13 protein-coding genes are annotated in these 14,572 nt (G+C 51.0%); 5 read left to right on the top strand and 8 right to left on the bottom strand.

Translation table 11 applies throughout. From position 1 onward, the window contains the following. Positions 1-38: 38 nt before the first annotated feature. Positions 39-665, bottom strand: a complete 627-nt coding sequence (gene coq7, locus NSMM_RS01275) for a 2-polyprenyl-3-methyl-6-methoxy-1,4-benzoquinone monooxygenase (protein ID WP_090283818.1) — start codon at positions 663-665, stop codon at positions 39-41. 54 nt (positions 666-719) lie between these two features. Next, positions 720-2,042: a (Fe-S)-binding protein gene (locus tag NSMM_RS01270; protein WP_090283815.1), complete on the bottom strand. Its 1,323-nt coding sequence runs from the start codon at positions 2,040-2,042 to the stop codon at positions 720-722. A gap of 610 nt (positions 2,043-2,652) precedes the next feature. Here NSMM_RS01270 and NSMM_RS01265 point away from each other — a divergent pair. After that, positions 2,653-3,153 carry an SRPBCC family protein gene (locus NSMM_RS01265; RefSeq protein WP_090283813.1) on the top strand — a complete coding sequence of 167 codons (501 nt, stop codon included), beginning with the start codon at positions 2,653-2,655 and terminating at the stop codon, positions 3,151-3,153. Positions 3,154-3,318: 165 nt separating this feature from the next. Then, positions 3,319-4,293 carry an acetylserotonin O-methyltransferase gene (locus NSMM_RS01260; protein ID WP_245654630.1) on the top strand — a complete coding sequence of 325 codons (975 nt, stop codon included), beginning with the start codon at positions 3,319-3,321 and terminating at the stop codon, positions 4,291-4,293. A 60-nt stretch (positions 4,294-4,353) separates the two neighbouring features. On the opposite strand, the gene NSMM_RS16915 is transcribed toward NSMM_RS01260, so the two are convergent. Both NSMM_RS16915 and NSMM_RS15865 read right to left on the bottom strand, forming a co-directional pair. Then, complete coding sequence (locus NSMM_RS16915; protein ID WP_425412343.1) at positions 4,354-4,656, bottom strand: IS66 family transposase; 303 nt, start codon at positions 4,654-4,656, stop codon at positions 4,354-4,356. A 155-nt stretch (positions 4,657-4,811) separates the two neighbouring features. Beyond that, on the bottom strand, positions 4,812-5,552 hold the full coding sequence (locus NSMM_RS15865) for a DUF6444 domain-containing protein (protein WP_281200858.1): 741 nt from the start codon (positions 5,550-5,552) through the stop codon (positions 4,812-4,814). A 173-nt stretch (positions 5,553-5,725) separates the two neighbouring features. Here NSMM_RS15865 and NSMM_RS01250 point away from each other — a divergent pair, with 173 nt between their 5' ends. Both NSMM_RS01250 and NSMM_RS01245 read left to right on the top strand, forming a co-directional pair. Then, on the top strand, positions 5,726-7,207 hold the full coding sequence (locus NSMM_RS01250; protein WP_090283808.1) for a DegQ family serine endoprotease: 1,482 nt from the start codon (positions 5,726-5,728) through the stop codon (positions 7,205-7,207). A gap of 25 nt (positions 7,208-7,232) precedes the next feature. Further along, positions 7,233-7,418, top strand: a complete 186-nt coding sequence (locus tag NSMM_RS01245; RefSeq protein WP_090283806.1) for a hypothetical protein — start codon at positions 7,233-7,235, stop codon at positions 7,416-7,418. Between the two features lie 97 nt (positions 7,419-7,515). Here NSMM_RS01245 and NSMM_RS16280 read toward each other — a convergent pair whose 3' ends face one another. Then, entirely contained in the window at positions 7,516-7,983 is a 468-nt protein-coding gene (locus NSMM_RS16280; RefSeq protein WP_245654629.1) for a hypothetical protein, read from the bottom strand. Between the two features lie 116 nt (positions 7,984-8,099). Here NSMM_RS16280 and NSMM_RS01235 point away from each other — a divergent pair, with 116 nt between their 5' ends. Next, complete coding sequence (locus NSMM_RS01235) at positions 8,100-9,851, top strand: ABC transporter ATP-binding protein (protein ID WP_090283803.1); 1,752 nt, start codon at positions 8,100-8,102, stop codon at positions 9,849-9,851. Here NSMM_RS01235 and NSMM_RS01230 read toward each other — a convergent pair. The 3 genes from NSMM_RS01230 to gdhA all read right to left on the bottom strand — a co-directional run bounded on the left by NSMM_RS01230 (position 9,826) and on the right by gdhA (position 14,508). Further along, positions 9,826-11,064 carry a multifunctional CCA addition/repair protein gene (locus NSMM_RS01230; protein ID WP_090283801.1) on the bottom strand — a complete coding sequence of 413 codons (1,239 nt, stop codon included), beginning with the start codon at positions 11,062-11,064 and terminating at the stop codon, positions 9,826-9,828. The genes NSMM_RS01235 and NSMM_RS01230 overlap by 26 nt on opposite strands. A gap of 10 nt (positions 11,065-11,074) precedes the next feature. After that, a complete protein-coding gene (locus NSMM_RS01225) occupies positions 11,075-12,988 on the bottom strand; it encodes a lytic transglycosylase domain-containing protein (protein WP_090283799.1) in 1,914 nt (637 codons plus the stop codon). Positions 12,989-13,164: 176 nt separating this feature from the next. Beyond that, positions 13,165-14,508 carry an NADP-specific glutamate dehydrogenase gene (gene gdhA, locus NSMM_RS01220; protein WP_090283797.1) on the bottom strand — a complete coding sequence of 448 codons (1,344 nt, stop codon included), beginning with the start codon at positions 14,506-14,508 and terminating at the stop codon, positions 13,165-13,167. Positions 14,509-14,572 lie beyond the last annotated feature (64 nt).

Genomic DNA, 14,572 nt, shown 5'->3' with positions numbered 1-14,572 from the left:
CTCTCCTTCAGAAAAAAATATTTTATTAAAGAGTGCCTCTAAACCCAATAAGCAGTATGCGTCATAACTTTAGCGCTTAGCTTCATGGTAAATTTAATAGGCAGCGGCAACTCTCCCCCACCATGCGTGACAGCCATGTCGGCATGGCCAGCCTCGTCAATTTTCATTTGCTCGACAATCGCGCGACTGCGTTCATCCTGATAAGGCAGTCGCTCTAAATGACCCGCTAGATGCGTCTCAACCTGGCGCTCCGTTTCGGCCAGGAAGCTTAAATTCCATTTATCCCCCAGTGCACCTGCGATCAGCCCAAGCATGAATGACCCTCCATACCAGACAGGGTTCAGCAGACTCTTGCGCCCACCTAGCTCGGCGATACGCCGTTCTGTCCAGGCCAGATGCTCGGTCTCTTCCCGCGCAGCCTGATTCAATGCCTCCTGAACACGTTCATTACGCGCGGTTAAGGCTTGTCCTTGATAAAGCGCCTGAGCGCATATCTCGCCAACATGATTGATTCGCATCAGTGCTGCAGATTGCCGTTTCTCGTATGTACTTAATTCATTTTCTGGCAAGTGTCCGCCTGGCACAGGCCGCGATGTATTCGCCGGCACCAATAGTGTGCGCAAGGCATTATCAAATCCTACAATTAATTTGTCTATCTGCAGCATGGTTATTCCTCTGTTTAATGTCCACTTCGACCTGAATAACAGTTGTCTGATTCATTATTGTAAACACATTTGGCGCGCAAGCAATGTCACCGGATGCAAGACTTCCATATTAATTCCCTTTTTTAGCAGGCCATTACCAATATGTAACGCACAGCCAATATTGGCTGTAACCAGATAATTGGCCTCCGCAGCTTTCAAAGCGGTCACTTTACTGTCAAGCAGTGCTTCGGCGAATTTGGGCTGATCCAGAAAATAGGTACCTGCCGCACCGCAGCATTGATCATTGCCTTCCAGAGGCCGCACCTCTAGCTCAGGAATCAGTGCCAATAGTGAATAATTCAGATCAGCCGCATGCAATACATTACGTAACGTACAAGGTTCATGCACAAGAACCTTTTTTCGCAATGAGTTAAATTTGATTTCACTCCAATTTTGCCGCGCGAGAAATTGACTGATGTCCAGCACCGGTACAGGCGAACCATCCACCCTGCCCTGTTCGGCATGCCCCAATAATTGGGCACCACAGCCGGAAGCAGTGCTAATGATAGCCTGAATATTCAGACTGGAAAAAGCCTGCTGGTTACATTCGGCAAAATTAGCAGCCTCCTCGACACGCCCGCTATGTTGATGCAGCGCGCCACAACAGGTCTGCGTCTTTGGCACATGAACGGTGTAACCCAATTGTGTCAGCAGCCTTATGGAGGAAAGCAGGGTTTCCGAATCGCTTATTCGCGCCACGCAGCCCAAAAACAACCCAACTTCGCCACGAAACATTCCTTTGGCAGGATAGCATTGCTGCCATCGGTACCCCGGCAAATTTCGGACTGTCAAAAACCATTGCGACTGCAACAGTGCATTTCGTTTGAAGAATTTCAAGCGCAGCAATCCTGCTAACACACCACTTTTCACCAACAAACGCACCCACGGACGCAAAACATCAAAACGTGACGGCTTGGCAATCAATTGCTGCTCCAGAAAGGTCCGCAGCCGATCCTTGGTTTTATCTGGCGCTCGCTGGGCTGTTGCAAGTGTCTCCGCAACATCGTTACCTTGGCATATTTTTTTGTACCGAATCATCACGCGTGCGGTATCAATCAGTTGACCATAAGCCACCTGACTTGGGCAGACAGATTCACATGCACGACAAGTCAGGCACCTGTCCATATGCTGTATAAATCGATCGTTCATGGGAATACGATTCATTGCCACACCACTCATCAACGCAATGCGCCCTCGTGGAGAATCCGCTTCAGACATTGTCAAACGATAGGTCGGACAATGCGGCAGACACAGTCCGCAAGCCACGCATTGGTTAGCCTCAGCGAGCAGCGCCGCCTGTATAGTGTTCTGAATGGAATCAATAGGAGGTTGTTGCATTTTTAAACCAGCAGTTTTTTACTGTGTCACGAATCTATCAACTATTGTGAATCAGTTCAGTATATCGCGGTTTTATGTAGTCACGTGCTTTGTGACGCTCAGTTAAGTCGTCTTCTTAATTTTACTTTGTCAGATTATTCCAGAGCCCTATTTTTGCCTTGCAGTAGACTGCTTCGCACTGGATCTTCTCTGATGCCGCTTATGAATAATCTCAGCCTAAGATTAAAGGAATTGAGTTCATAAGATATTTAAAATATGTGTTAATAAATTGAGGCGCTTAAAAGCGAAAATTTATTGATTTAACTAAACGGGATAAACAGGAGCAAACCACTCCGCTCACGGTTTAATTTAATTGCCACTTATCAATATTTTATATTTCACGGTCTTCTGAAAGACTGGCTCAAGCTTGCAACTGATATCTTATTCATTTATTGTCTGCATATAGTTACCAGGAAAAATTGATGGACGGGGAATCATGAGACACTTTGCTTACAGCGTGTGATGCGACAGCACAGGACACGTTAAGTGAGTGAATATTCCGTCCCATCCCGTGTGACCATATCCGCGTCCGCAGCTGGAGATATCGTTTCGACAGAAAGGACAATGCAATATGTTTAATTTAGGCGCCATACTGAATCTGGGTTCTACCGATCCTGTCATAGGCAGAGCATCAACCATTGTTGAGTGCTCTAACAGTGAACTATTTCAATATATCGGGGAAGGCCTGTTTCAAAATTATCCCAAATGGTCTCAGGAAGTCAAAGAGCTTGAGCAGATCACGCCTGGCCCGGTGCAAATTGGAACGACAGGTCGGCAAGTGCGTGTTGACCAGGGACGCCGTTCAGAATCCTGTTTTAAAGTATCCGACTATGACATAGGCGAGCGCTTAACCCTTCTCGGCGTATCCGATCCTTTTCGCTGCTCGTATGAGTTGCAGGTTATTGATTCTGGCAAATCTACAAAATTAACATTCATATTTGAGTTGCTTGAGCTGCTTCCGGTAATGCGCCCGTTTGAAGGGTTAGTTCGTTCTGCCATAGAAGACGGTGCTAAACGCACCGTTCAGAATATCAAGCGTCTGGTTGAAGCTGAAAAATCCGGGGCGGCCTAATCATGGACATGGAAGTTTTTAATCAAAAATGAATTAAATAACGCATACGTATTGATATTGACCAATTTCATTGATCAGAACACATAAGCAAAAGGAAACATGATGACGCAAGATAAAACTCCCAGTATTCAGGTACCACAGGCGGATGATCGCCCATTATGGGATGTGATTTTTGCCATTTATGGTTATCCTGCACTGCTCTTGGCGCACCGACTCAAGATTTTTCCTTTGCTTGCTGAAAATGCGCGCACGCTGCCGGAGATTTGTGATGCACTCAGCATCAAACAACGTCCGGCCGAGGCTATTTTGACGACGGCAACTGCACTGGGTTTTCTCTCTTTAAATGAAGATCGCTATTTTTTAACGCCGGTTACCGAAGCATATCTTCTCGAGACAAGTCCGAATTACTTCGGATTTTTTTGGGATATGATGATTGACAACTCTCAAGTAAGCTCGATTGCGGGTCTGGAAAAAGCGGTTCTCACCGATTCTCCACAGGCATATGGTGGTGGCGATATTTTCAAATCGCATGAAGAACAAATTGAACTGCTCCGCCGTTTTACCGCCGGCATGCACAGCATCAGTATCACTTCAGCACTGGTCTGGCCAACAATAATGGACTTTTCCGGGCATCGTGTCATGCTCGATATTGGGGGCGGTTCAGGCGCGCATTCAATTGGTGCTGCGTTGCGGTTACCAAACCTGCAGCAGGCATTAGTTCTGGATTTTTCACAGGTGTGTAAAGTGGCCGAAGAATATATTGCCCAGTACAATTTGCAGGGCCGCGTCAAAACACACGAGGGTAATATCTGGCAGGATCACTGGCCGACCGCTGATCTTCATTTTTTCTCAAATATGTATCACGATTGGTTGTCGGATAAATGCCATTTCCTGACAGCCAAAAGCTTCGATAGACTTGAATCCGGTGGGCGGATCGTCATCCATGAGATGCTCTATAATGACGAAAAAACGGGCCCGTTTTCTTCTGCCGCATTCAGTATGATCATGATGGGCTGGACGGAAGGCAAGCAATATTCAGGCCAGGAATTGACCGCCATGTTAGACAAAATCGGTTTTGAGGACATTCAAATCCATAAAGCTTTTGGATATCACAGCATCGTGACGGGTCTCAAACCTTAGCCGTGAACATTATTAGCGTTATTTGTAGCTGAAAAAAAAAGCTTCTCAATTGGTGACAACTCAGCATGAGACAGGCTGGAATGGGTTACCTATGAAGGTGTGGCGAAGCAATTCGGACGTGTCCTGACCCTGCTTATGCATGGTACCAAGGTAAGAACGGATGATACAGAAGTCCTCCGCTCCATTGAAAGTGCGGAAGCAGCCAGAGATTTTTTGTTTCACTTTAGGCATTCTAGGCATTCGGATCGCGCGTTCACCCAGATTATTTGTGAAAGGGACGCGAAGGTCAGTCATAAAGCGCAGCGCCTCGTCCGCATGTTCACGCATTCGGCGCAGCAGATTGATTGCCCGGGCTTGTTTGATGTGCCCACGCCGTGTTCATTCTCGTTTTGCCTCTGGATTGATTGCGCTACCTTCATCCGGGATGGCATGGCAGCGCGCAAAAATCTGCTGCGCCTGCCCCTAAGTCAGCACGGCTGTGACAGGTCGTGCCGCCGCACAGGCGTCGTGAGCTGAGATTAACATGTCGAGCATGCGTTGCGGCCAAGTCTGGCCGGTGCGCTCGTGCAGAAAAACAAGTTTGTGCAATAGATGGGCATTGCACAGCGCGTACACGCATTCGAGTTTCCAGTAAGGCTTCCAGCAGTCATGCACAAGAGTGGCCATTCGTCTGGGTAAAATTCCATGCACTCGATTGCCTCCATCCCGCGCCTGGCATGCTCGCCGTACCATGTGTGCGTTTCGCTGGCAGCCGTATGCAACCAGTGCAAGCATGATGCCACCCGCAAACCCGATTCGTCGGCATGAACCACCAGTGCGTGAATGTTCGGCTCATACTGCACCGCTCCGCGGACGCTTGAGAGAAATTGACTCTCGTGCAGTTTACCGCATCCGCATTGTAGTCGCAGGATACGATGTTCAGTGGCTTCGTAACGCACCACTGGTATATCGAACACTTGCCGACGTTCCGCAATCTGTGCGCAGGACGGAGGCAAGGTCTCTCCACATCCATCGCAACGCTCCGGTAAACCATGCTCAATCACCTCGTCCGGTTCCTGCACACGCTTGAGAGTCGTTCCTTTGTGCCCGACCTGACCACCAGGCTTGGCACCCGAGGGGCGACGCAGTGAGCGTGTCTTCTTCAGTCCATCGGAGGACGGTGGCTTGCTCGAATTGTGCCTGTCTTTGGATAATCGAGCTTCCAATTCTGACACTCGCACAGTCAAAATCCGGACCTGTTCGAATAACAGGCGGATCAAATCATCCTTTTGAACCGAGGTCAGTGTCGTAGGTCAGGAAGGTCGAGTTCGCGCATGACTCGTAGTATGATAAATAACTGACTGTTCTGCAAGCCTATGCTAAATAGTCGCAGTCTATCATCTGTTGCAATTGAGATATCAAAGTGGCGATTTAATTTATTAAGGAGAGGAAAATGAAGCTAACGAAAACAACGATGGTCGCCTTAATGTTGTTTTGCTCGGCGGTGATGGTCACTCCCACCTTTGCATTGGATGCTGGCGTCGAAAATCTTCGTCAGACCAGTAAGGCATTTGCGGCAGTCGCCCGGGAGGTGTCACCGTCGGTGGTCTTTATCAAGGTGGAAGGAAAGACTTCCGGTCTGGGTGCTGTGCCATTTTCTTCACCCTTCGGCGATGAGTGGCCCTTCGAGAACGATTTTTTCAAGCGCTTTTTTGGTGATGAGTTTCCCGGCCTACCGCACTCGCCGCGTTCCGAGCAGCCGCAGGACGAGCGCCGGGTGATGGGACAGGGTTCGGGCTTTGTCTTCAAAACAGACAAGGACCTGCTGTCCGACACGGCCTATATCCTGACTAATAACCACGTGGTGGAAAATGCCGACAAGATCCGGGTCCAGTTCAAGGACGGACGTGAGTTCGATGCCAGCATCACTGGTCGCGATCCCCAGTCGGATGTGGCCGTCATCGAGATCAAAGCCAGCGACATGCCAGCGCTGCCATTGGCTAATTCCGCCAAACTGGACGTCGGCGAATGGGTCGTGGCCATCGGCAATCCCTTCGGCCTCAGCCACACCCTGACAGTAGGCGTAGTCAGCGCCAAGGGCCGCACCAGCGTGGGCATCAATGACTACGAAGATTTTATTCAGACCGATGCAGCCATCAATCCTGGCAACTCGGGTGGTCCGCTGGTCAATCTCAGTGGTGAGGTCGTGGGCATGAATACCGCTATCTTCAGCCGCAGCGGCGGCTATATGGGTATCGGTTTTGCGATCCCCAGCAATCTGGCCAGGAATATTGCGGATCAATTAATTAAACATGGCGAGGTGACCCGTGGTTACCTGGGCATCGTCATCCAGCCGATTACCGCAGAATTGGCAGAATCGTTCAACGTCAAAGCAGGCAAAGGCATTCTGGTGGCACAGGTCAGTGAGGATTCACCGGCGCAAAAAGCGGGCTTGCATCAGGGAGATGTGATCGTGCAATTCCAAGGTGAGCCGGTCACGGATGTCGGTGGTTTCCGCAACTGGGTGGCGCAGACGCTGCCGGACAGCAAGGTTGATCTGGTCATCTTACGCGATGGCAAGGAAAAAGTATTGAAGGTCACTATTGGTAAACTCACAAAGGATAAGTTGATCGCAGCGGGACCTGCGCAGAACACCGACGAGATTGGTCTGACCGTACAAACCCTGACACCACAACTGGCGGAACAATTTAATGCTAAGTCTGGCGAAGGCGTTGTCGTGACCGAGGTGCGACCCGGTTCCATTGCCGCCATGGCGGGCGTGGATGTCGGCACAATCATCCTGCAAGTGAACCACAAGGCAGTCAAGAACACTGTTGAGTTTCAGCGTGCAGTCAAGGCCAGTCGTCGTGACAAACGCGTATTACTGCTGATCCGCAAGGGCGACATGCAGCGTTATGTGGCGTTGAGTTGGTAAGCGCGGTTCCCGAGGAGGACGCTACATGCGGTTGACAAAGACACATCAACACGGGTTATTGCTGGCGGTGGTCATCCTGCTCGGTGGTGTCCTGCTGCCCGGGGCCGTTGTCATGACGGAGTCAAAAAAAGCGGACCAGTCGGACAGAGCACACCAGCACAAAACGCTGTACTGGATGCATCCTATCGGTCCGTTACCCGACATAAGTTGAAGATCGACTGCAAGGCTCTGGCTTATACAGCAACGGCAGATTCCCTGAATATTACGGATGACAAGGCGAAGTCCATTGGCAATATCTTCTACATTGGTTACACAGTAAAGAGTGCCAGGAAAGCCCGGCCCTCGACCTTTGTCTTCACTGGCGGTGCCGCTTCCGCATATTTACATATGGCGGCCCTGGGTCCCCGGCGGGTTGAGTTTGCCGATAACGGTAGCGTTTTAGCGACGCTGCGCGGCTGACAGATAACCCGCAGAGTTGGTTTACCTTTGCGGACCTGGTATTTGTCGACCCGATCGGTACCGGCTATAGCCAGGAACTGAAGGAAGATGCTGGCAAGACTGATCAAAAAAGGCGAAAACATCAGCGGATCCATCGGCTGAACGTCGCGCATGGAGTGTATTGATCCGAACAGGTGGGACAACACAGTTATCGCTTTTGCTCCTGCAGTTGAAGGGACACCCTCTACGTGCACCGATGACATTCTGGGCATCCCGGTCGTCATGATGTTATCCGGGTAACGCAAGGATGGAGGTTCGATGTCTGAAGTTAAGTTCATAGCTCTACGCCCGGTTATAAAATTCCCTCAGTTAATCCATTTTTGCGACAGGATAACTGTAAAATTCTCTCCCATTACTCAACAAGTATTCAACAATCACAATTATCATTCTCGCCATGCGCACTTTATTCACTTATATCATGGTTTTCCCCAAGCGTAGCGCGTTTGTGCTGCTTGCGCTGTTACTTGCAGGCGCAGCCGAAGCACTCAGCTTAACGGCGCTACTCCCACTGCTATCCATTGCAGTAGGAGAGTCGGCTGATTCCGGTATTGGTAAAATGGTCATTGGTTTCCTGCAACAAATCGGTATCAGCCCTTCACTGGAAACCATCCTGTTGGTAATCGTCGGCGGCATGTTTCTGAAAGGGGTCATTCTGCTACTGACCAATCGTCAGGTGGGCTATACCGTTGCTCACGTCGCGACACGGCTACGACTGGACCTGATCGAAGCTTTGCTGGCAAGCCGCTGGCAATATTACTTGCGTCAGCCGATCGGTGCACTCGCCAATTCGGTCGCTACCGAAGCGTATCGCGCTGCCAATGGTTTTGAACATAGCGTCAATGTGCTGGCGCTGGCCATTCAAGTGATCGTCTACAGTCTGGTAGCCTGGTTTATCTCCTGGGAAGCCACACTGGCATCTTTGCTGATCAGCTCAATTCTGTTCTTCGTATTGCACAGTCTGGTCAGGGCAACCAAACGCGCCGGTAACAAACAAACACAATTGCTGCGTCATTTACTGACTTATCTGACGGATGCACTCGGTTCCGTAAAATCCCTAAAAGCTATGGCACGGGACAAGGTTGCAGATGCCATCCTGCACGAACAAACTCAGCAGCTGGAAAGAGCAACCCGCAAGGAAGTCACCAACCGCGCAGCCATGCTTGCCCTGCAGGAACCGATCCTGGCGGCATTGACCGCGAGCGGTCTTTACCTTGCGCTGTCCGTCTGGCATCTATCATTGCCTGAGGTGATGGTAATGGTGTTTCTGTTGACCCGCATACTCGGATTGTTCAACAAGGCGCAGCGCCGCTACCAGCAGCTTGCTGTTCAGGAGAGCGCTTACTGGGCGCTGCGTAAGGCCGCCGAGGAAGCGCGCCAGGAAGCGGAGAGAGTAACCGGCACGTTGACACCCACGCTGGAGCAGGGAATAAGCTTGCGCCAGATTTCATTCTGTTATGAAAATAAAGAGGTTTTCAAGAACCTGAATATGGAAATCCCAGTGAAATCGTTTACGGCAGTCATCGGTTCATCCGGCGCAGGTAAGAGCACCTTGCTGGATCTGCTATGCGGGTTGGCCGAACCCAGGGCAGGAGAAATTCTAATCGATGGCGCGGCATTGCATCATATTGACTTGCGAAAGTGGCGGCACCTGATTGGTTACGTATCTCAGGATACGGTACTGCTGCATGACACTATTCGCAATAACATCATCGTTGGCGGACCGGAAATTCAGGCTGAGGATGTCGAGCGCGCGCTCAAACAGGCCGGTGCCTGGGAATTTGTCAATCACCTTGCCGATGGCATCGACACCATTGTTGGCGAACGTGGCGGTATGCTATCCGGTGGCCAGCGGCAGCGCATCGCCATCGCCAGAGCGCTTGCCCATCAACCGAAACTGCTGCTGCTCGATGAACCCACCAGTGCTCTCGATCCCGAAAGCGAGCGCATTATCTGTGATACTTTGCAACGCTTGTCACGTGACTTCACAATCATTGCGGTTTCCCATCAGCCCGCAGTGATCAATGCTGCCGCCAGAGTGTTCATTCTGGCCGATGGAAAAGCGGAATTGCTCTCCGATGTCAATATCGACAGAATGGCAGTTCTGACGAATCATCACACAATCAACTCTGCCGCAAAAGCGTATTGATTGCGTCCAGTCTTGCCGCGTAGATATGTTGATTAATCAGCATCGGTAAATTGCGGTCACCTGCATGGTTTTGTTGCAGCTTACTGGCAATCGCACCGGCATCGACCTGCATGGCCGCCTCCAATGCTTGTTGTAAATGTGTCATCTGTTGATAATTCTGCTGCGCAAAACCGGGACGGCCATGAAAATCACTGGCGCATGCCTGTAGAAATTCGCCAAAACGCCCTGGTCTGCGATACGCATCCGTTGACTGCAATATAGCGGCAATGTCACTTGCGGCCAGCTCCAGTGCATGATGCGCCTCGCCATGCAGGCGCGTGACCAGCAGAGCCAGTGCTTTTGCTTCACCGGGCACACGTAACCGCTCGCACAACCCCTCCACAATGGCCACGCCCCGTATCTCATGCCCCGTATGCCGTGGCCATTGCTCCGGCGGAGTCGTGCCTTTGCCAAGATCATGCATCAGTGCGGCAAAACGTACTTCAAGCGAAAATTGTCTGGTCGCCGCATAATCGATCACCATCATGACATGCACGCCGGTATCGATTTCGGGGTGCGCTTGTGGGGATTGCGGCACTCCGAACAGCACGTCGACCTCCGGCATGATCCGCGCCAAGGCGCCACACTCGTGCAGCACATAAAACATGCGCGATGGATGGGACTCCATCAGCCCGCGCGCCATTTCCTGCCAGACGCGCTCGGCCACCAGCGCGTCGACTTCGCCGTCATGCACCATCTGTTTCATCAGTGCAAGTGTCTCGGGAGCGACCTGGAAGCCTAAGCGGGCGGCAAAACGGGCCACCCGCAACACTCTGACCGGATCCTCGACGAATGCGGGACCGATATGACGCAAAATGCCAGCCTGTAAATCGGCAATCCCGCCAAATGGATCGATAATCTCACCATGCTCATCCTTGGCAAGTGCGTTGATGGTCAGGTCACGCCGCGCCAGATCCTCCTGCAGGGTAACCCCCGGGGTTGCATAAATCTCAAAGCCCTTGTATCCACGTGAAATCTTGCGCTCGGTACGTGCCAGCGCATATTGTTCATGCGTTTCAGGATGTAAAAAAACCGGAAAATCCTTGCCAACAGGACGATAGCCCATTTGCTCGAGCTGTGCGGGTGTGGCGCCAACCACGACATAATCATGATCTTGCACGGGTAATCCGAGCAGTTCATCACGCACGGACCCACCGACCAGATATGTCCTCATTCCCAGACCACTAGTTGGGCTTTTTGGCTGCGACGATTCCCAGCCGTTCTTTCAGGGTCGGCCTTTGCTGGTGATTGAACTGGCTGGCGTAATACATCGAATTATTTAAAACAACCTGAACATATTCCCGCGTTTCATTGAAAGGAATGGTTTCCGCATAGACCGCCCCTTCCAGGGGCTTGACATCGCGCCAGCGTCTCGCCCTCCCGGGTCCGGCATTGTAAGCAGCTGCGGCCAGTAAGGGCTGCTGGTCTAACTGATCCAGCACATGACGAAGATAATACGTTCCGAGCTGGAGATTGGTGTTGATTTCCGTCGCCATGCCGGTTTGAAATTTCGGTATGCCCAGCTTGCTGGCTACCCATTTTGCGGTAGCCGGCATCAGTTGCATCAGCCCCATGGCGCCTGCGCTGGATTTGATATCGGGGATAAAACGGCTCTCCTGGCGAATGAGTCCGTATACATACGCCTCATCAAGCTGCTGCTGCTTGATCACTGGCTTCATCTGTGCGCGATACGGCGCCAGATAACGCAAACTGAAATCATGCTGCGAGACGGTTTTCAATGCCGTATTGATGGCGCGATCATAAACCTGGTGACGTTCAGCAACCTTGGCAGCCGCCAATAGCTGCTGATCACTAAAATCCTTGATCGTCCAGATCCACTCACGATTAGCTTCGATACGCTGATTAAGTCGATACAACGCAAGTGCACGCCGGACACCCGGATCGTTTTCCATCGCACGGATTTCCTGTGCACCTGGTGTATACCGCGCTGCAGGAATACTCATCATCACCCCTAGTTCTTCCTTGGCGAGTTGTCCATAGTAGCTGTGTTCATTACTTAACTTTGCAAGTAGTGTATTGGCATCACTTTTCCTGCCAATTGACTTAAACGCACGCGCGCGCCAATAGCGCCACACATCTTCCTGCTGCATCGACTCCGGCATGGCTTCGATACTTTGCAGCACCATCGGCCAGTTATACTGGCGCAGCGCGATTCGTGTCCACCAGGCATGGTTGGTTGCAGAAAGCGGATAAGTTTCCTTGCCGCTGGTGGCCTGCGTAAACCAGTTCAATGCACGCTCATCCTGACGCATAGCAGCCCAATAAGCAAGATTCCCCAGAAAATAAGACTGATCAGCGGCGGAAAACTGCCCACGTAGCTTCAGCCAGCGCGCCAGCCCGTGGTTGGTCTCACTGCGCAGCAGCCGCAGCAGGGCAAACAAGGTTACTTCCTTGTCAGCACGGGTCTTGATATTTTTTTGCTGATCAAGAAATCGTGCCGGATTCTTCAACACCATATCGATTGTGCGCGGATTGATTACTTGATTAGTAGCCAGATACTTCCCGGATTCCTTGGCAACACTGGTATTATTTGCTGCCAGCGCCGCCCGGATTCTCGACCAGATATCTTCTGTCGAGATTTTCCCAGTCCGAATCAACTCCTGAAAGGGCGCAGTACAACCTCTCGGCATGTTACGCCCGCTCAACCAGCGTGATTTCAGTTCCGCCACTGTGCTCTGGTCACCATTAAGCTGTTTCATGTGCAGCGCAAAGCATATAATATGATCATCCTGATGGCCAAGTTTGGGGAATTCCTCGCCGAACTGTCGCCATTGCCGACCTTCTCCCAGTACCTGCAACCATTCCCCGCGCAGCTTGTCGGCGATGTAACTACCCTGATGCCGTGCCAGAAAATTTCTGATCTGGGTTTCGTCATTCCTTTGCGCGGACAGACGCAAGCGATAATATTCCGCATAGGGTGCCAGCGGATGCTTGCGTAAACGATCCGCATAAAAAGCAACTTTTGCCGCATCCTTGGCACGAAACGCCTCCTGGACCTTGATGAAATCACCATCCATATTCGCGACCAACAATCCAGTCCACCAAAACAATAACCATCCGGCCAGAATTTTTTTCATGACATGCTCACATCCAGAAACTATCGTACTAAATTGATCAAACCTTTTTACTTCATTATGACTAACTAATTTTACTGGGGAAAAAAATAGTTTATGTCATGAGCAACCCCGTCATTGCCTATCTCTTCCGACCGGAATCCTAAGTTATGGTAATTCTCGCCGATGCTTCAACGCCATCAGATCACACCTTGCATCTGCATTGCATTCGATACTTTAACAAAACCGGCGATATTCGCGCCATCGACATAGTTGACACTGCCATCATCGGCAATACCGTAATCGACACAAGATTGGTGAATGGCTTTCATGATGCCTTGCAAGCGCATATCGACTTCCTCATGTCCCCACGAAAGCCGCATTGCTTGCTGACTCATTTCCAGACCAGAAGTAGATACCCCGCCAGCATTGCTTGCCTTGCCAGGGGCAAATAGCACTTTAGCACGCTCGAAACGCTCGATTGCCCCAGCCGTACAAGGCATATTCGCCCCTTCTGCGACACAGCTCACTCCCTGTTTGATCAGGACAGCTGCCTCGTCCTCGCTGATCTCATTTTGCGTGGCGCAGGGAAGCGCGACATCGACCGGAACATGCCACGGCTTTTCCCCTGGCAAGAATTTGGCTCCCACCCGTTCTGCATAATCGCTAACTCTACCGTACAAATGATTCTTGATTTCAGCCAGAACAGCAAGTTTTTCCGCTGTAAATCCTGCTTCATCGACAATACTGCCGCTGGAATCAGAAACGGTCACCACCTTGGCGCCTAAAGCCATTGCCTTTTCTATCGCAAACTGCGCGACATTTCCGGAACCGGATACTGCCACACGCAGTCCGTCGAACGAGCGGCCAGCATGTTTGAGCATTTCATCAACAAAATAGACTACACCATAACCCGTCGCCTCCGGACGCAATAATGAACCACCAAAGCTCAATCCCTTGCCCGTAAACACACAATCGGAACGATTGGTCAATTTCCGAACCATCCCGACCATAAAGCCGATTTCCCTGCCACCCACGCCAATATCACCTGCCGGCACATCAGTATCCGCACCAATATGGCGGAACAGTTCGCTGACATATGCCTGACAGAAACGCATTACTTCACCGGGACTCCTCCCTTTCGGATCAAAATCCGATCCGCCCTTACCACCACCCATTGGCAAAGTTGTCAGGGCATTTTTGAAGGTCTGCTCAAATGCAAGAAACTTGAGGATGGAGAGATTGACCGAGGGATGAAAGCGGGTGCCACCCTTGTAAGGCCCGATCGCGGAATTATGCTGGATGCGGTAGCCACGATTAACCTTGACCTCACCATGATCATCCACCCAGGCAACCCGAAACATGATCACCCGCTCCGGCTCGACCAGGCGATCAAGCAGGCCATGCTCCGCATAGCGCGGCTGTTTTATGATGAACGGCCACAAGCTTTCCACCACCTCGGTGACCGCCTGTAGAAACTCAGGTTGCCCCGGATTTCTTTCTGCCACGTAGTTCCTGAATTCCTCGATACTCTTGTATTTCATTTCTCTCCCCCTGTTGAATAATTCCCCAAAATCGGCTTTTATTTAGCTTCATCCCGACAATCAT

This window comes from Nitrosomonas mobilis, assembly GCF_900103035.1.
GTDB lineage: Bacteria > Pseudomonadota > Gammaproteobacteria > Burkholderiales > Nitrosomonadaceae > Nitrosomonas > Nitrosomonas mobilis.
Note: the sequence above shows the minus strand (reverse complement) of the source record. Positions and strands in the feature narration are given on the sequence as shown.

What these genes read in the sequence shown, in the direction of transcription:
- NSMM_RS01235 (WP_090283803.1), top strand. Translation starts at nt 8,100, where the DNA reads ATGCGCACTTTATTCACTTATATCATGGTTTTCCCCAAGCGTAGCGCG.
- NSMM_RS01250 (WP_090283808.1), top strand. Translation starts at nt 5,726, where the DNA reads ATGAAGCTAACGAAAACAACGATGGTCGCCTTAATGTTGTTTTGCTCG.
- NSMM_RS16280 (WP_245654629.1), bottom strand. Translation starts at nt 7,983, where the DNA reads ATGAACTTAACTTCAGACATCGAACCTCCATCCTTGCGTTACCCGGAT.
- coq7 (WP_090283818.1), bottom strand. Translation starts at nt 665, where the DNA reads ATGCTGCAGATAGACAAATTAATTGTAGGATTTGATAATGCCTTGCGC.
- NSMM_RS01230 (WP_090283801.1), bottom strand. Translation starts at nt 11,064, where the DNA reads ATGAGGACATATCTGGTCGGTGGGTCCGTGCGTGATGAACTGCTCGGA.
- NSMM_RS01270 (WP_090283815.1), bottom strand. Translation starts at nt 2,042, where the DNA reads ATGCAACAACCTCCTATTGATTCCATTCAGAACACTATACAGGCGGCG.
- NSMM_RS01265 (WP_090283813.1), top strand. Translation starts at nt 2,653, where the DNA reads ATGTTTAATTTAGGCGCCATACTGAATCTGGGTTCTACCGATCCTGTC.
- NSMM_RS01225 (WP_090283799.1), bottom strand. Translation starts at nt 12,988, where the DNA reads ATGAAAAAAATTCTGGCCGGATGGTTATTGTTTTGGTGGACTGGATTG.
- NSMM_RS01245 (WP_090283806.1), top strand. Translation starts at nt 7,233, where the DNA reads ATGCGGTTGACAAAGACACATCAACACGGGTTATTGCTGGCGGTGGTC.
- gdhA (WP_090283797.1), bottom strand. Translation starts at nt 14,508, where the DNA reads ATGAAATACAAGAGTATCGAGGAATTCAGGAACTACGTGGCAGAAAGA.